The 17,355-nt window shown below is 42.7% G+C and carries 15 protein-coding genes and 1 pseudogene; 15 read left to right on the forward strand and 1 reads right to left on the reverse strand.

Going from position 1 to position 17,355, the window contains the following annotated elements:
* The 15 genes and pseudogenes from LQ203_RS20900 to LQ203_RS20970 all read left to right on the forward strand — a co-directional run.
* Positions 1-240: pseudogene (locus tag LQ203_RS20900) on the forward strand (group II intron reverse transcriptase/maturase); the annotation flags it as partial.
* A gap of 232 nt (positions 241-472) precedes the next feature.
* Positions 473-2,416, forward strand: coding sequence for a PTS mannitol transporter subunit IICBA (locus LQ203_RS20905; RefSeq protein ID WP_230160977.1), 1,944 nt, complete (start codon positions 473-475; stop codon positions 2,414-2,416).
* Positions 2,417-2,502: 86 nt separating this feature from the next.
* Positions 2,503-4,593: a BglG family transcription antiterminator gene (locus LQ203_RS20910; protein ID WP_230160979.1), complete on the forward strand. Its 2,091-nt coding sequence runs from the start codon at positions 2,503-2,505 to the stop codon at positions 4,591-4,593.
* Positions 4,594-4,598: 5 nt separating this feature from the next.
* Positions 4,599-5,741 (forward strand): mannitol-1-phosphate 5-dehydrogenase, encoded by a 1,143-nt coding sequence (locus LQ203_RS20915; RefSeq protein WP_230160981.1) that lies wholly within the window; start codon positions 4,599-4,601, stop codon positions 5,739-5,741.
* A 251-nt stretch (positions 5,742-5,992) separates the two neighbouring features.
* Positions 5,993-6,367 (forward strand): hypothetical protein, encoded by a 375-nt coding sequence (locus LQ203_RS20920; protein ID WP_230160982.1) that lies wholly within the window; start codon positions 5,993-5,995, stop codon positions 6,365-6,367.
* Positions 6,368-6,504: 137 nt separating this feature from the next.
* On the forward strand, positions 6,505-8,034 hold the full coding sequence (gene nikA / locus LQ203_RS20925) for a nickel ABC transporter substrate-binding protein (protein WP_230160984.1): 1,530 nt from the start codon (positions 6,505-6,507) through the stop codon (positions 8,032-8,034).
* The gene (nikB, locus tag LQ203_RS20930) at positions 8,035-8,988 is read left to right on the forward strand and encodes a nickel ABC transporter permease (protein WP_230160986.1); all 954 of its coding nucleotides are present in this window, start codon (positions 8,035-8,037) and stop codon (positions 8,986-8,988) included.
* A 53-nt stretch (positions 8,989-9,041) separates the two neighbouring features.
* Positions 9,042-9,818: a nickel transporter permease gene (nikC, locus tag LQ203_RS20935; protein WP_230161133.1), complete on the forward strand. Its 777-nt coding sequence runs from the start codon at positions 9,042-9,044 to the stop codon at positions 9,816-9,818.
* Positions 9,815-10,612, forward strand: a complete 798-nt coding sequence (locus LQ203_RS20940) for an ABC transporter ATP-binding protein (protein ID WP_230160989.1) — start codon at positions 9,815-9,817, stop codon at positions 10,610-10,612. Before nikC ends, LQ203_RS20940 begins: the two co-directional genes overlap by 4 nt.
* Positions 10,609-11,373: a dipeptide/oligopeptide/nickel ABC transporter ATP-binding protein gene (locus LQ203_RS20945; RefSeq protein ID WP_230160991.1), complete on the forward strand. Its 765-nt coding sequence runs from the start codon at positions 10,609-10,611 to the stop codon at positions 11,371-11,373. Before LQ203_RS20940 ends, LQ203_RS20945 begins: the two co-directional genes overlap by 4 nt.
* A 77-nt stretch (positions 11,374-11,450) precedes the next feature.
* The gene (locus tag LQ203_RS20950; protein WP_230160993.1) at positions 11,451-12,788 is read left to right on the forward strand and encodes an MATE family efflux transporter; all 1,338 of its coding nucleotides are present in this window, start codon (positions 11,451-11,453) and stop codon (positions 12,786-12,788) included.
* Complete coding sequence (locus tag LQ203_RS20955; RefSeq protein WP_230160995.1) at positions 12,766-13,584, forward strand: nicotianamine synthase family protein; 819 nt, start codon at positions 12,766-12,768, stop codon at positions 13,582-13,584. The genes LQ203_RS20950 and LQ203_RS20955 overlap by 23 nt, the downstream gene beginning before the upstream one ends.
* Positions 13,585-13,722: 138 nt before the next feature.
* Positions 13,723-14,127 carry a DoxX family protein gene (locus LQ203_RS20960; protein ID WP_230160997.1) on the forward strand — a complete coding sequence of 135 codons (405 nt, stop codon included), beginning with the start codon at positions 13,723-13,725 and terminating at the stop codon, positions 14,125-14,127.
* A 4-nt stretch (positions 14,128-14,131) separates the two neighbouring features.
* Positions 14,132-14,980 carry a VOC family protein gene (locus LQ203_RS20965; protein WP_230160998.1) on the forward strand — a complete coding sequence of 283 codons (849 nt, stop codon included), beginning with the start codon at positions 14,132-14,134 and terminating at the stop codon, positions 14,978-14,980.
* 30 nt (positions 14,981-15,010) lie between these two features.
* Positions 15,011-15,697, forward strand: a complete 687-nt coding sequence (locus LQ203_RS20970; protein WP_230161000.1) for an FMN-dependent NADH-azoreductase — start codon at positions 15,011-15,013, stop codon at positions 15,695-15,697.
* Between the two features lie 78 nt (positions 15,698-15,775).
* On the opposite strand, the gene LQ203_RS20975 is transcribed toward LQ203_RS20970, so the two are convergent.
* A complete protein-coding gene (locus LQ203_RS20975; RefSeq protein ID WP_230161002.1) occupies positions 15,776-17,188 on the reverse strand; it encodes a sigma 54-interacting transcriptional regulator in 1,413 nt (470 codons plus the stop codon).
* Positions 17,189-17,355: the final 167 nt, after the last annotated feature.

The raw sequence follows: 17,355 nt of genomic DNA on the forward strand, positions 1-17,355 counted from the left end.
ATTCGAAGAAGACTCAGGATGTGCCTATGGAAACAATGGAAATTGCCAAGAACGAGAGTGAGGAAACTCAAAGGATTAGGCGTCCCATTTGGAAAAGCATATGAATGGGGAAATAGCAGAAAGGGTTTTTGGCGCATAGCGCATAGTCCTATTCTAGACAAAACCCTTAATAATGTTTATTGGCACCACCAAGGGTTAGTAAATCTATATGAACGATATACAAAACTACGTCAGACGTAAACTGAACCGCCGTATACCGAACAGTATGTACGGTGGTGTGAGAGGTCGGAGGCTAGGCGCCTCCTCCTACTCGATTTTGTCATCCATCATGGACTGAATAAAAATGGAAAAACGAGAAACATTATGTTTGTCTTCTCTTTTGCGACAAAGTTAGCTTTTTCTTTTGTTGAATGCGGCTGGCACGTACATTAACATTAATGGAAACTATATTAATATGAAGGGAAGAGTGCAAATGGCTCACTTTAATATAAAAGTTGCAGTTCAAAAGTTCGGTAACTTTCTAAGTTCAATGGTCATGCCAAATATTTCAGCTTTCATAGCTTGGGGGTTAATCACTGCCCTATTCATTCCATCTGGTTTCTTGCCAAATGAAAGCCTTGCCAAAATGGTTACACCAATGGTTACATTTTTACTGCCGCTTTTAATTGGGTATACAGGTGGTAAGTTAGTCCATGACCACCGAGGTGGCGTAGTGGGTGCCATTGCGACAATGGGTGTCATCGTTGGATCTGACATCCCGATGTTCCTTGGTGCGATGATAATGGGACCGTTTGGCGGTTACGTCATCAAGAAATTCGATCAACTGATTGAAGGGAAAATAAAAGCCGGCTTTGAAATGCTTGTTAATAATTTCTCGGCTGGGATACTTGGCGGCTTGCTGTCCATTCTATCCTTCTTGGCGATCGGGCCAGCTGTTAACGTATTTACCGGATGGCTTGTAGCAGGAGTTGATTGGCTTGTAGGGACAGGTTTACTGCCACTTACGAGTATCCTGATCGAGCCAGCTAAGGTATTGTTCTTGAACAATGCCATTAATCATGGTGTACTATCACCAATCGGTGTTGAGCAAGTTAAACAAACCGGCGCTTCCATCCTGTTTTTACTTGAATCGAATCCAGGACCTGGTATAGGCGTTCTGCTTGCCTATTGCTTTTTTGGAAAGGGCACTGCAAAGAAATCGGCGCCTGGAGCTGCCATCATTCATTTCTTTGGCGGTATCCATGAGATCTATTTCCCTTACATTCTAATGAAGCCGATGTTATTTTTAGCGGTCATCCTTGGAGGAATGAGCGGAGTTTTCACTTTGGTCCTTTTAGGCGGCGGATTATTCGCTCCAGCTTCACCAGGAAGCATTCTAGCTATTACAGCGGTAACTCCGCATAATGCGGGCGCATATATTGCGAACTTTGCAGGCGTGATCGTAGCGGCCCTTGTTTCATTCATCGTCGGTGCATTCATCTTGAAAACAGGAAAGAAGTCGGATGAGAATATTGAAGATGCCGCGAAAAAAATGCAAGAAATGAAAGGAAAGAAAAGCTCTGTTGCGGATGTATTTGCTTCAGAACCAGGGAATTTGCCAACAAACGTCAGCAAAATCATATTTGCTTGTGATGCTGGGATGGGATCAAGTGCAATGGGAGCTTCCCTGCTTCGTAAGAAAGTGAAGGAAGCTGGCTTGAATATCGCAGTTACCAATACAGCGATCAGCAACCTTCCTGCTGATGCACAAATCGTCATTACACAGGAAGAGTTAACTCCAAGGGCACAGAATAAAGTGCCGAATGCTTATCATATTTCCGTCGATAACTTCTTATCAAGCCCTGAGTATGATTCATTGCTTGCACGGCTTCAGGATGACGGTACAGATGAGTTTCATGAGATTGTCGAAGATGCTGAAGAGAAAGTTCCAGGTGTTCGTGAACATTCCATTGAACCTGGCATCGTAGAAGATGAACAGGAAGATAATGAATTGCTTCGCGAAGAGAATGTCTTCCTTAATCAACATTTCGCCAATAAGGAAGAAGCGATCCGCTTTGCGGGAAGGGCTTTGTTCAATGCAGGTTACGTTAAGGAAAGTTACATTGAAGCAATGATTGCACGTGATGAACTGACTTCAACCTATATGGGCAATGATGTAGCCATTCCACACGGAACCGAGGAAGCGAAGAAAGATGTCCTTAAATCTGGATTCACCGTTCTGCAGATTCCGGATGGTGTCGACTTCGACGGCCAAAAGGCACGATTGATATTCGGTATTGCCGGCAAGGATGGGACACATCTTGAAATACTTTCTGGCATTGCAGTTACCTGCTCTGAGATGGAGAATATTGAAAAGATGGTTAAAGCCACATCAGCCAGGGAATTGATGGATATTATCAATATTGAAAATAAATAAATACTCTTCACCTAGAATAGAAAAGCGTTTTACGCTTTTCTATTCAGTATTTTCTCGTGTTACTCCACCTGAAATGAGTTGGTAGCATGTATATTACTTCAAGGGAAAAATCAATCATAGAATTGATCATTAAAACTTCAGGAAAACATACGGCCACATCCATTGCGACACATCTGAATGTAAGTGTCCGGACGGTTCAGCGTGATCTGAAGTCCATCGAAAAAATCCTGCAATCATTTGAGTTGCATTTAACACGCAATACACATGAAGGGCTATCCATCGATGGGAAGAATGAACAAATCTTTCGGCTTGTACAGCATCTGATGGGGAATCATCCGGTCGATCAAACACCACAAGAACGAAAGTTGCATCTCCTTTTAGCATTACTGCAGGAAGAATCATATAAAACGCAAGTTCTTGCGGGGCATCTCGGTATAAGCATTACGACTCTTACAACCTATTTGGACGAACTGACTGAATGGTTAAAGAATTTTAATATCGTGATTACCAGAAAAAGGGGAGTCGGAATTGAGCTTGCCGGCACTGAAGAAAATAAACGGAAAGCCCAGGCAGCCTATTTCTTGCACTTTTTTAATGAAGAGTTGATTGAAAGTTTATTTTTGTTGCAAGAGGGAAAGTTCCCAGAAGCAAAAATCCTCGACTATTTCGATCCCGACTATCTTCTGGCTATCGATGGGGTGCTGAATTCTACCTTTAATAGTGTCCATTCTCGCCTGGCGGATAGTGGGTATATAGGGTTAATTGTACATATTTATGTAACCCTGCAAAGGAATGAAAGCCAATTTTTTTTGGAGAAGGACTTCAAGAAAATGAGCGAACTTTCGGATGAGAATAATCTCATGAATAAAATAGGCAAGGAACTCAGGACCATGCTGGAAGTCTCTTTTACCATTGATGATATAAGCTACCTGGCAGCCATACTTAAAGGCTCCAAGCTTCATGCGGCTGATGCCGTTCCATATGACAGTGTGTTGCTGGGCCAGCTGATAAGAAACCTGATAAAAGATGTTTCGGCACAACTGCAAATCGACTTGACCAAGGATTTCCCGTTGTATCAAGGGCTCCTGGCCCATATGGAACCATCGCTTTTCCGGATCAAACAGGACATGGGATTGTACAACCCCTTAACCGAAGATATCAAACGAAAGTATCCGGTTCTCTTTTTGGCAGTAAAGACCAGTCTGGAAAAGGGATTCAAAGAAATTAAAGATTTTCCTGAGGATGAAATAGCCTTCATCGTCCTTCATTTCGGATCTGCATTGGTGCTGCGGGAGGAAGAAATATCAATAAGGGCACTCATCGTTTGCCCGACAGGTATAGGTACGTCAAAGATGCTTGCAAGCCGGATCAAAAAAGAAATCATCGAAATCGAGACTGTAGAAATCAAGACGATCAAAGACATCCAGCAGCAGGGCAGTCTGAAAAACTATGACGTAATCATTTCTACCGTCCGGCTTCCGTATATCGATATGGATTATATCCTTGTATCCCCTCTTTTGAGTGAAGAGAATATATTGAACATCAGGAATTATTTAAGGAAGAATATCGAAAACTTCACGAAGAATAAGCGTTATAGCAGTCATTCAGCCAACAAGGATTTCCACCCGAAAAAAGAGGATGGCGAATTAAAAGAAGTTCTTCAGGAATTGAAAGATGTCCAGCGGAACATCGAGTCGATCATGGATAATTTCCGGTTTTATCGGCTGCCGCATCTGAAAGGACATCCAGAAATCATTAAAGAAATGGTCAGGATGGCTGAGAAGGAAGAACTGCTAATGGGTGCGGATGATGTAATTAGATCCCTGAATGAACGGGAGAAAAAAGGTGGTTTAGGCATTCCAGGCACTGGAATGGGTCTATTTCATACCAGGCATAACAACGTGAAAGAATTGATATTCCAGGTAACCCACTTGGAGGAAGATTGTCTCGTCAAAGGTATGGACGGGCAAGACGTCCATATGAAGAACTTGCTGCTGATGCTTGCCCCTGAAGAATTGAGTGTGAAGCAGCAGGAAATCGTCAGCTTAATAAGTTCAAGCTTGATTGAAAGTAATGAATCGATCATGATTTTTTCATCTTCGGACGAAAAAATGATCAGCAGAAGATTGGAAGCTGTATTTTTGGACTATTTATATACTAACTTGATAAAGGGATGATTGTAATGAAACAAGCAGTACATTTTGGTGCAGGAAACATTGGAAGAGGATTTATAGGAGCACTCTTTTCACAGTCTGGATATCATGTAACATTTGTAGATATTGCTGATCAAATCATCGATCAGTTAAATGATAAAAAGCGATATCAAGTCAAATTGGCAACTGAACAACAAGAATCGGTCACTATAGAAAATGTTTCAGGCTTAAATAGCTTAAAGCAGGAAGAGGAAATCATAAAGGCCATTTCCGAAGCAACCTACCTTACCACGGCAATCGGACCGAATATTTTGCCTCATATCGCTCCCTTAATTGCAAAAGGATTGGCTTCAAGAGTGAAGGAAACCGATGAAAAGCTATATGTGATCGCTTGCGAAAACCAAATATCGGCAACGGACCTTTTAGAAGGATACATTCTAGAAAAATTGGATCAAGATACGAAGGCAAGCTTAACTGATAAAGTTTTCTTCTTTAATTCAGCTGTCGATCGAATCGTTCCTTTGCAAAATAACGAAGGATCACTCGATGTTTTGGTCGAACCTTATTATGAATGGGTCGTTGAAACGAATGAAAACATTCCTGCCGTTGAGGGGATGACCATTGTAAAAGAACTCGCTCCATTCATTGAGAGAAAACTGTTTACCGTTAATACAGGACATGCCGTCATTGCTTACCTCGGCTATCTCAAAGATAACAAATCGACGATTGACCAATCATTGGAAGACGAAGGCGTTGTAGAGCAAGTCAAGAAAACATTAGGGGAAACGGGCGCTTATTTAATAAAGCAATATGGGTTGGATGCCGATGAACATCAGTACTATATAGAAAAAATCATTAATCGATTTAAAAATTCGTACTTAAATGACTCAGTGAATAGAGTGGGCCGTTCACCGCTGCGTAAGCTTGGACCGAACGACCGTCTCGTACGTCCCGCCGTAGAAGCGAAGAAAGCCGGACTTTCCTATACGAATTTGGCGAAGGCCATAGCAGCCGCCTTGCTGTTTGATTTTAACGAAGATGAAGAAGCGGTTAAGCTGCAAGCAATGATCAAAGAAAAGGGTATAGCTGGCGTTCTTAAGGAAGTAAGTGGATTGGACGAAAGCAGTGAAATAACCAAAGAGGTTGTCAATCATTACAACAACTTGAAATAAAAGCCGAAGAACTCCTGAAATCTTTTTTCAGGAGTTTTTTCTTAATCAAATGCCAATTATAAAAGGAACATATCTTCCGATAAGCAGCATAACCTAGAAAGCTTATAAAAAAACCTTGTAAACAGTAATCATTACGTTTTATAATGAGAGACAGTCAAGACAAGAGTGACCTTTAAACTTTCTTAAAGTGTAAATCGTAATCATTTTGATTTGTTTGGAGAAGGGGGTATTAATGTTGAAAATATAGGGAATTGCTCGAGATTAGGTTTTACAAAAGGTGGATTAGTGCAGTAAATCGAGAGTTTGGAGCATTTACTCAAGATTTTGCAGCTATTGTAAGAGATTTAGAGCTGATACTCGTGAGTTTAGTGCGTTTACTCGTGAGTTTAGTGCGTTTACTCGTGAGTTTAGTGCGTTTACTCGTGAGTTTAGTGCGTTTACTCGTGAGTTTAGTGCGTTTACTCGTGAGTTTAGTGCGTTTACTCGTGAATTTAGTGCGTTTACTCGTGAATTTAGTGCATTTACCCGTGAGTTTGGAGCAAATACTCGTGAGTTTGAAGCAAATACTCGTGAGTTTAACACGTTTACTCGTGAGTGGATGTTTACTCTCGAGGAGCATTACATAGGTTTCATTTCGGATAAGCTTTCGGCAATGCATTACGTGGTTTGTCATGATAGTAAAGCAAAGCTACAATATAAATCGTAATCAATACGATTTTAAAGCTGCTAATTAAAATAGTTGAGGTAATGGAGGAAATATACCGTGTTCAGAAAATATAAATCGATTTTTATTGTATGTTTATCATTCTTTCTTTTGGCTGCTTGTTCTACAGAGTCAGCTAAAGAGCAAGGGAAAGAGAAGAAGGAAGTGAACTTGCTTTTTAATTTTGCGACTAGTTCGCTTGATCCGAATGTTGATACTAGTTATGTGTCACTAAGGGCTGGCATCACTGAGACATTGGTGCATCTCAATGATGAGGATTTGACCATCGAACCTTGGCTGGCGAAAAGCTGGGATAGCAAGGATGGTCAATTATGGAATTTTGAGTTAAGGGAGGGTGTGACTTTTCAGAATGGAAAGCCGATGGATGGCAAAGCGGTGAAGGCATCCTTGGAGAGGGCGATGAAAGATAGTCTGGCGATCAAGAATGCTTTGCGCATTGAGTCGATTGAAGCGGACGGGAATGCGCTGACCATTAAGACGGAGGTTCCTTTTCCTGAGTTTCCTTCTGAATTGGTCCATCCAAATACATCGATTATTGACGTGAAGGAAAGTGACTATATAAACAAGCCGATAGGGACAGGGCCATTTGCCGTTTCGAAATTCATACCAGGTACGGCTGTTGATTTAATACGGTATGAGTCTTACTGGGATGGAGCAGCAAAGCTTGAGAGAGCCAGGTTTTCGTTTAATGAAGATGCCAATGCACGGTCTCTTGCCCTTGAATCGGGAGACGCCGATATTGTTTTCCGTCCGGAAGTGGAAAGCCTGGAAAATTTAGAGGCGATAGATGGTGTGAAGGTTGAATCGACATCCACTTTCCGCGTACATCAAATGACGATGAATTTGGAACGTAAAGCATTGCAGGACATACACGTCCGAAAGGCGATAGATGCCTTGATCGACCGTTCATCCATTGCGAATACGATTTTACATGGTCATGCAGAAGTGGCAACAGGGCCATTTCCATCCACATTCTCGTTTGCTCCGGACTATCCGAAAAAGGAGAATGGAATGGAAGCGGCTAAGGGGTTTCTTGATCAGGCGGGATATAAGAAAGTGGATGGTGTCATGCTAAAAGACGGCAAACCGTTAACGTTTACACTTCTTACATACAGTTCACGTGCCGACCTGCCGTTAATTGCCCAAGTTTTTCAATCGGATGCCGGCCAGTTGGGGATTGATGTGAAAATCAAGCAAATAGAAATCCCTGAAGAGTATATGGCAGCCAATCGCGATTGGGATTTAACGACCTACAGCAATTTAACGGCTCCGCGTGGGGATGCCGGTTATTATTTAAATGCTACTTATCATCCAAAGGGAGCCTTGAACTTCAGTGGGGCCAATGATGATCACCTGACGTCCCTGATTGATGAGCTGAATGTAACGGTCGGACAGGAGAAGCGCTCGGATTTAGCTGAGGAGATTGCGATGTATGTGGATGAACAGGTGTATAATTCATTCATTTTACATCCGAATACACTTGTTGCTTATGATGCCGATAAAGTTGAAAACTGGATCACTTCGAGAAGCGAATACTACATGCTGACGAATGAACTGGATGTGAAGTGAATGTTTCGCATCTTAGTCCGGCGATTCATTGAGGTCGTGATTTTTGTCCTTGTGATTACATTCATCTCTTTCCTTTTTGTTAGGCTTGCTCCAGGGGACCCAATTCTCTCGATACTTCAAGTGGATGATGTGTCGATCACAAACGAGCAAGTCAATGAGCTTCGTGAAGAATTGGGGTTCAATGATCCGCTGTTAGTGCAGTATGGCGATTGGTTTGCGGACTTTATCCAATTGGATTTCGGGCATTCCTATCTGACGAATCAGCCTGTGATGAAGATGATCATGAGCGGGCTGCCTGCAACACTTGAGCTGGCGGTTGGCGCATTGCTTGTGATGCTTGGTATAGCCATTCCATTAGGTTCGCTTGCTGCATTATACAGGGGAAGCTGGATTGATCAGATAAGCCGTGCCGTTTCTTTGTTGGGCGCAGCCATTCCTAGCTTTTGGCTGGGGCTGCTCTTGATAGATCTATTTGCGGTACGATGGGGGGTCCTTCCAACAATGGGCAGGGACGGATTTCGTTCTTTGATTCTGCCGTCGGTCACGTTGGGGCTGGCCATCACAAGTGTGTACGTGCGTTTGCTGCGTTCGAGTTTAATAGATTCCCTAAGTCATGATTTCATCAGGGCTGCCCGATCTAGGGGGATATCAGAAATACGGATATTCTTTGCCCATGCATTTCGTTATAGCTTGCCCCCGGTCATTACCGTATTCGGTGTCAGCCTTGGCAGCCTGATCGGCGGTGTAGTGGTGATCGAAGTGATTTTTGCCTATCCAGGCATAGGTAAGATGGTCGTGGACTCGATTCGGTCACGGGATTATCCAGTCATCCAAGGGTACCTGTTGGTCATGGCCATCATTGTATTCATGGTTAATAGTGCCGTGGATTTATCTTATCGCTATTTAAATCCGGAGCTAAGACTGAAGGAAAGGAAGCATGGAAAATGGAGTTAGTTATCAAAAAAAAATCCAAAAGGCGCTGGAGAATGACAGTCCTTTTTACGGTGATGGCTACAGTCCTTGCCGTTGCGGCTTACACCTTACTTATTCTGAAACATGATCCGGCGCTGGTCAATCTGGGAGAAAGGCTATGGCCGGCAAGCATGGAACATCCGTTAGGGACGGATCATCTAGGGCGTGATGTATTGACACGTCTTTTGCTTGGCGCACAGCTGACGGTTGGCTATGGTCTCTTATCTCTGTTTGCCGCGGTTATCATCGGCGTCCCGTTCGGGGTGATTGCTGGTTTTAAAGGAGGTCTGATAGATCGGATTTTCATGCGCATTGCAGACGCGTTTCTCGCATTCCCTGATACGATCGTTGCCATTGTGCTTAGTGGTTTATTAGGACCAGGAATCGAAAATCTCCTGTTGGCGATCGTTCTAGTGAAATGGGTGAATTATGCCCGGCTTGTGCGAAGTACGGTGATCACCGAACATCAGAAGGACTATGTCACAGTTGCTAAAATCAATGGATTAAGTTCATTTGGGATCATGCGGAAGCATCTATTTCCTCACCTTATCGGGAACGTGCTGGTCCTTTCTAGCCTCGATTTAGGAAAAATCATTTTGCTCATATCTTCCTTATCATATATCGGGCTCGGGGCGCAGCCGCCGGCACCAGAGTGGGGAGCCATGCTGAATGATGCCCGTCCATACTTTCAATCCAATATGTTGCTGATGATTTACCCGGGGCTGGCCATCGTATTTGTCGTCCTTCTATCCAACATACTCGGTGATTATTTGCGCGATGCATTCGATGTGAAAAAGGAGGTGGAATCATGAGCATTTTATCAGTGAGGCAGCTGTATATCATGGGGAAGCAAAATCATATCGTCAAGGATCTTTCATTAGATGTGCAGGAAGGTGAGTGGTTCGCACTTGTCGGACAAAGTGGGAGCGGCAAAAGCATGACGGCCATGGCAATATGTCAGCTGCTTGCATCCAATCTCGAAGCGAGGGGGGAAATATGGTACGGGGAAAAGAATTTATTAACGCTATCTTCCTCAGAAATCAGGAAGATTCGCGGAAAGTGCCTGGCTTATATTTTTCAAGATTACCAGGGTTCATTCACACCGTTCCTTACCATCGGTCAACATTTCGAGGAATATCAGCGAACACATTTGAACCTTTCTAAAAAGGCAAGGTGCAAGCAAGCAGTCGAGGCGCTCATATCGGTGGGCCTGAATGAAGATATCTACAGCAAATACCCTTTTCAATTAAGCGGTGGGCAGCTTCAACGCGTATCCATTTCAATAGCCCTGCTGCTTGAACCGGATATCTTGATAGCGGATGAACCGACCACAGCCTTGGACAGTGTATCTTCCTTTAAGGTCTTACAGCTGTTATCAAAGCTCCAAAAAGAAACTGGATGTGCAATCTTGTTCATCACCCATGATTTGCGTCATGTGAAGAAATATGCGGACCGCATTGCAGTTATGAAAGACGGAGCCATTATTGAAGCCGGTGATAAAAATCTGGTGCTGGATCATCCGCAGCATCCTTATACGAGGAGGCTGATTCAATCAGCGCCATCACTCAAAAGAAGTACATGCAGGCTTGAAGGAGTGTCGGGATGAGTTTATTAGATGTACGAAATGTCCATAAAACCTATGCTAACGGAATTAAAATACTAAAGGACGTAAATTTTAGCATCGAAAGGAAAGAATGCCTTGGTTTAGTGGGAGAGAGCGGCTGCGGAAAAAGCACACTGGCAAGACTCATCCTTCAGATTGACTCTTTTGACCAGGGCAGCATCCTATTTGAAGGAAACGCGCTGCAAAACAAAAGCGAACGCAGATTAAAACCGTATCGCAAGAACATCCAGGCCGTTTTGCAAAATCCTGCAACTGCTTTGAATCCAAAACTAAGAATAAAAGATTCACTAATGGATCCGTATCTTCAATTTGGCAGCCAGGTCAATCTGAAACATTTTACGTATACAAGTGAAGCGAACTTTATCGGACAGCTGCTGGAATCTGTGGGGCTTCCAAAGAGTTTTGCTGAACGTTACCCGCATGAGCTAAGCGGCGGACAAAAGCAGCGGGTGACCATTGCACGCGCAATCAGCATTGAACCGGCCCTCATTATATTGGATGAACCGGCTTCAAGCCTGGACGTACTGTCACAAGCGGAGGTGCTGAAATTGTTAGGCGGGCTGCGGGAGACTTTGGACATTTCATACCTTTTTATTTCTCATGATCTGCCGGCAGTACAGGAGATGAGCCATCAGATCATAGTGATGAAAGGGGGTGTAATTGTGGATTCTTTCGAAAAAGAACAGCTTTTTTGCAGCGATCGCCATTCATACACAAAAGAACTGATTTCGATGTTTGAATAGTGAAGTTGTGTTTATTTGGGTTTTAAATCGTAATGATTTCGATTAAATGAGAGTTTGATACTTAAGGAGGAAGTAGGGTGAACCATCGATCATATTTGGCCTTGGCCATTCCTCTGACCATATCGACGATAACGACGCCATTGATAGGTGCGGTGGACACCGCTGTTGTGGGTCAGTTACCAAACCCTGCTTATTTGGGCGGCGTAGCTATAGGTACGGTTATTTTCAATACCTTGTATTGGCTGTTTGGTTTTTTGCGGGTGAGCACTTCGGGATTTGCTGCACAAGCACTTGGGGCAAACGACGGGAAGCAAGGCATTTTAGCCTTTTTAAGGCCGTTTATACTGGCAATTGTTGCAGGGGGAGGTTTCATCCTGCTTCAGGGGCCTATTGAACAAGTTTCCTTAACCCTGATGAATCCCGATGCTGAGGTTCGAAGGTATGCGGCTGAATACTTCAGCATTCGAATATGGGGAGTCCCATTCACCTTGATGAATTACGTCATATTGGGTTGGCTGATGGGGATGTCCAAGATCAAGGTTTCGCTATTGTTACAGGTGTTCATGAACCTGATGAACATTGCCTTGGATTTCCTATTTGTTCATGGATTCCAATGGGGCGTGCCAGGGGTAGCGATAGCGACCCTCCTTTCGGAAGTGACGGCCTTTTTCATTGGACTGATCATTATTGTGAAAGCGTCGCCGCATCGAATGGAAATGCCCCCGTTGAAAGAGATGTTCGATTCTTCATCCATTAAGAAAATGATGTCGGTGAATCGGGATTTATTCATCAGGACGCTTTGCCTGTTGGCCGTTTTTAATATCTTCACGGCAAAGGGGGCCTCATATGGGACGGAGATATTGGCGGCGAATGCCGTACTCATCCAAATTCACTATATGATGGCTTACTTCTTTGACGGGCTCGCAAATGCTTCAAGCATTCTTGTGGGAAAAGCGATTGGTGCGGGAGATAAGCCCTTATATAAGAAGACCCTGATCCTTTCGTTGCAGTGGGGTGTTCTGTCCTCCCTGATGATTGCCGTCAGTTACTATTTATGCGGTGATATCATCCTATCGCTTTTCACACGGATACCAAGTGTCATTGAGCTGGCAAACATTTATGGGATCTGGCTTATTTTGTTCCCTCTATCTGCCAGTGTAGGCATCGTTTTCTACGGTGTTTTTACTGGGGCAACAGAAGCTGCCCCTATTCGTAACTCGATGATCTATTCCTTGATTGCCTTCATGATAACACTTTATATTTTTGTGCCGGCATATCAAAACCATGCATTATGGCTGGCCTTTACTGTATTCAGCCTAGGACGTTCGGTATTTTTGGCATTGTATATACCACGGTTAAGCAAAAAATTATTCCCTAATAGGAGTGTGCGCCTTGAAAACGATCAAATTGTCTAGAAACCAGGAAAAAATCATTCATACATATATGGATACTTATAAAATTTTACTAGAAGAAGATGATTTATCACCAAATAACGAAATCATCAATCGCGTTTTAACCGAACTGGTTTCGATGATTTCGAAACCTTTGGATCAGCATGTGGCAGAAGAAATTCTCAACCATGATGAAATCCGATCGATTCGGGGTACCATGCTTGAAAAGCTGACGATTGCTGAAACATTGATGGAGAATCATTATGCCAAATTATTTGTTGGCAGTGTGAACACCCTGGATGACTTCCGTTCTTTCATTTATTGGGATAACTACAAAGAACTGATTCAAACGGAAATCAGTGAATTGAAAAAGGTGAAAAAAGATATTCAATCATTTGCATTTGTAGGGACGGGGCCTCTGCCATTAAGTCCTTTGCTGCTGCAACGGGAGTTGGGTGCGAAAATGACATGTCTCGATATAGATGAACAAGCCCATTCACTTGGCCGGCGCATCGTCCAAGAACTGGATAACGAAGGGAATTCAGACTATATCTTGAATGATGGCGCCCTTCATGACTACACGGAGTTCGATATTGTATGGATTGCCAGCCTGGTTCCTAATAAAGCAGAAATACTGGAACGGATATTTCAGACAAACCCTGACGCAACTGTCGCAATACGGTCGGTGGACGGTATTCATCAATTATTATATGAGCCCGTTGATGCAACAAAATTCAGTATAGTGGCATGTGAGGAAGTCGGGAGAACCATTGCGGATTCTTTCATCATCAATTCAACCATTTATTACACATTTAAATAGTGACACCATGGAACGAGTTGCTTCGGCAATTCGTTTTATTTAGGGGAAAAAAGAAATTCCAATAAACTTACTTGACATTATAAGCTTATTAAAATATAATTACTTACATAAAGTAACCAACAAAAGGAGAGTTCATACATGAATAAAAATGATGCAGGTCAAGTTTTTTTAAGAATTATACTAGGTCTTACTTTTTTCATTCACGGCGTTTCAAAGTTTCAAGGGGGAATAGGTAACACGGCTGGTTTTTTTGATAGCCTTGGTATTCCGGGGTTCATGGCATATATCGTTGCAGGTATCGAATTAATCGGAGGACTTGCGGTTATACTTGGTTTTGGAACACGTATCGTTTCCGTCTTGTTCGCGGTCATTTTGGTTGGAGCGGTTTTCATGGCTAAATTGCCTGCTGGTTTTCTTGGCAACGGGCAAGCGGCGGGCTACGAACTGGACTTGGCACTGCTTGCCATGTCTGTCTATCTAGCGTGTGCAAACACCACGGTTCTTTCTTTGGATAACATGATTTTCAATAAAAAAGGGAAGTGACAATATGGATAAAAATTTTCATCAAAAACCAATTACTTTTGTTGGCGAAGTCAGTATAAATGTTTTGGATTTAAATAATGCCATCACGTTTTACCGAGATATCATTGGTCTTCAAGTATTGAAGAAAACCGACCGACAAGCTGTTTTGACGACAGATGGAAAAAACCCGTTGCTGACACTTGAGCAGCCTGCTGATGTGATTCCGAAAGAAGGGCGGACGACGGGCTTATATCACTTTGCCCTTTTGCTGCCAAGCCGTGCCGATTTATCGACTTTTTTGCGCCATTTACTTCAAACGAAATATCCATTTGGAGCGGGGGATCATGAAGTGAGTGAAGCGCTGTACATTACCGATCCGGATGGCAATGGCATTGAAGTATACTCTGACCGGCCATCCACTGATTGGAGATGGTCCGATGGGGAAGTCGCAATGGGCACGGATCCGTTGGATGGGAATGACCTGCTGAAAGAAAGCGATGGTGAGTGGAGCAAACTGCCTGCAGGTACTCTAATGGGGCATATACATCTGCATGTATCGGATTTACGGAAAACGGAGGAGTTTTACATGCAAGGTCTTGGGTTTACCGTTGTGAATCGATATGGAGGAGCGCTCTTTACTTCAACCGGCGGATATCATCATCACATTGGGTTGAACACATGGAATGGTGTTGGCGCTCCTACTCCAAAGGAAAATAGTGTCGGGCTGAACTGGTATACCCTCGTTTTTGCAGATGAAGATGCGAGAAACAAAGTAACGGAGCAACTAAAAGGAATCGGAGCTGCCGTCACGGAAAAAGAAGGGTTTTTCGCCGTAACAGATCCATCTGGCAATGAGATTCATTTAGTCGTCTGAATTTAAAGCAGAAAGCAATGGGGAGGAAATATGGGATTTTTTAGTAGATTATTTGGAAATAAAGAAGCTGCTACAGGGGAGAATGCAAAAATGACAAAAGTATTATTCGTTAAAGTGAACGATCGTCCTGCAGAACAAGCTATCAGCTCAAACATGTATGACACATTTTTAAAAGCATATAAAGAGACCCACCATACAGATGAAGTGATTGAGTTGGATTTATTTAAAGAGGACCTTCCTTACTACGGAAATACTGCCATTACTGGTTTGTATAAACGCAACCAAGGTCTTGAACTGACAGCTGAAGAAGAAAAAGCGGCCAATCTGGTTGATCGCTATTTAAATCAATTCCTTGCGATGGATAAAGTGGTATTCGCTTTCCCTTTATGGAACTCAACGGTTCCTGCACCGCTAATCACATATCTTTCCTATTTGGCACAAGCAGGTAAAATGTTCAATTATACAGCAGAAGGCCCAGTGGGGTATGCTGGTGATAAAAAGGTCATGCTATTGAATGCGCGCGGTTCGGATTATGCATTAGAAGGAATGGCTTCTGCTGAAATGGCAGTCAATTTAGTAAAAAGTATCATTGGCCTGTGGGGAATCAACAATCCGGACGTTGTGGTCATTGAAGGACATAATCAGTATCCTGATCGGACACAACAAATCATCGCTGATGGTTTGGAAAACGTTGTAAAAGCGGCTGAAACATTCTGATTACTAGGTTTTCAAAAATGGATATGCAAGCAAAGAGGGCCCTCCACATCTGTGGGGGGCCCGTCTTTTGGTAAGCCGTTATTTGACCTGATACTTTTTCAAACGGTATTGAAGACTTTGCCGGCTAATATTCAGGGCTTTTGCTGCTTGAGAGATATTCATGCCATGCTCCTTTAATATTTTCTCCAAGTATAGCTTCTCCGTATTAGCGATATAATCATCAAGAGATAAGGTAGTCTCCTGTAATTCTCCATTTGTAAGGTCATCTTTTTTATCAAAATGAGTGTCCTCCAAATGTGCTTTCTTTTTAAATAAAGTGGGAAGATGCGTAATGGAAATCTTTGTATCGTCCGGTTCCATTAAATTCATGGCCCCTTCGATGATATGTTCAAGTTCCCTTACGTTCCCTGGCCAATCATAATCATAAAAAAGCGAGTAGACCTCCTCGCTGATCCCTTCAATATTCAATTCGAACAGCGCATTGAATTTCTCGATGAATGATTGTGCCAGCAAAGGAATATCCTCTTTCCGTTCACGAAGAGGTGGGATGAATAACGATACGACGCTTAATCGATAATATAAATCCTTTCGTAAATGATCATTTGAAATGGCATCTATTGGATCTTCATTTATCGTTGCTATGACCCGTACGTCAATTTTTTTATCTTTTGTGTCCCCAACACGGCGAATCGTCCTTTCTTGAAGGGCCCTTAATAATTTCGCCTGCATATTCGGATTTAAGGAATTGATTTCATCGAGAAGAATGGTCCCGCCTTGTGCCTGTTCGAATAAACCAGGCCTTTCAATCGATCCGGTGAAGGCCCCTTTCTTCGTACCAAAAAGAATTCCTTCAATAAGACTATCTGGAAGGGCAGCACAGTTTTGGCTAATGAAAGGATGTGTCGAACGGCTGCTTCCATTATGGATGCTCTGGGCAAAGAGTTCTTTTCCCGTTCCCGTCTCCCCGACGATGAGGATGGAGGATGTAGTCCTGGTCGAACGCTTGCTTTTTTCAATGACTTCCAAGAAATTCTCACTGGTTCCAATGATGCTGTCAAACGTATATTTCGTATCGCCCTTATTCAAGATATTATCTTTAATGATTCTTTCAAGATTCGTTATATCCTTTGCCACTTCAATGGCTCCAATGATATTTTGGTTCTGATCCAAAATAGGAAACGTATTATTGATTGTTGTAATTTCTTGTCCGAGATTATTGAAGTAGGTCTGCTTCGAGTTTTCGGTTTTCCTTCCAGAATGAAGCGCCCGTATTAATGTGCTCTCCGTTTCTTCCTTGAATATAAAGATCTCGTGAATCTTTTTCCCTAATACCTCTTCTGAATCCATGCCTTCAATTTCAGCCATTTTCTTGTTATATACAATGGTTCGACCTTTGATATCGATTATATGTAACCCGATATCGATTACGTCCACAAGTGAATGGAGGATGGTTTGGAAACCTTCTATTTTAACGATTTGATCTAAATACATGAATACCTCCCGTTTTTCATTTCATAGAGCTATTGTAGAGGAATTGAAGAAAAGGCGCAATTAAAATTTGCACAGCAAGATTATTTTGCATTAAAGTGCAAAAATATTTTGCGGAAAAAGTGAAAAATCGTTGTTTTTTATGTTATTTCGGCTTGGCATGAATCTTG

Origin of the sequence: Peribacillus sp. Bi96 (genome assembly GCF_918698115.1) — a bacterium.
Lineage (GTDB): Bacteria > Bacillota > Bacilli > Bacillales > DSM-1321 > Peribacillus.

Coding starts and splice junctions, on each gene's coding strand:
- LQ203_RS20905 (WP_230160977.1), top strand. CDS start 473: ATGGCTCACTTTAATATAAAAGTTGCAGTTCAAAAGTTCGGTAACTTT.
- LQ203_RS20910 (WP_230160979.1), top strand. CDS start 2,503: ATGTATATTACTTCAAGGGAAAAATCAATCATAGAATTGATCATTAAA.
- LQ203_RS20915 (WP_230160981.1), top strand. CDS start 4,599: ATGAAACAAGCAGTACATTTTGGTGCAGGAAACATTGGAAGAGGATTT.
- nikB (WP_230160986.1), top strand. CDS start 8,035: ATGTTTCGCATCTTAGTCCGGCGATTCATTGAGGTCGTGATTTTTGTC.
- nikC (WP_230161133.1), top strand. CDS start 9,042: ATGGCTACAGTCCTTGCCGTTGCGGCTTACACCTTACTTATTCTGAAA.
- LQ203_RS20940 (WP_230160989.1), top strand. CDS start 9,815: ATGAGCATTTTATCAGTGAGGCAGCTGTATATCATGGGGAAGCAAAAT.
- LQ203_RS20945 (WP_230160991.1), top strand. CDS start 10,609: ATGAGTTTATTAGATGTACGAAATGTCCATAAAACCTATGCTAACGGA.
- LQ203_RS20960 (WP_230160997.1), top strand. CDS start 13,723: ATGAATAAAAATGATGCAGGTCAAGTTTTTTTAAGAATTATACTAGGT.
- LQ203_RS20965 (WP_230160998.1), top strand. CDS start 14,132: ATGGATAAAAATTTTCATCAAAAACCAATTACTTTTGTTGGCGAAGTC.
- LQ203_RS20970 (WP_230161000.1), top strand. CDS start 15,011: ATGGGATTTTTTAGTAGATTATTTGGAAATAAAGAAGCTGCTACAGGG.
- LQ203_RS20975 (WP_230161002.1), bottom strand. CDS start 17,188: ATGTATTTAGATCAAATCGTTAAAATAGAAGGTTTCCAAACCATCCTC.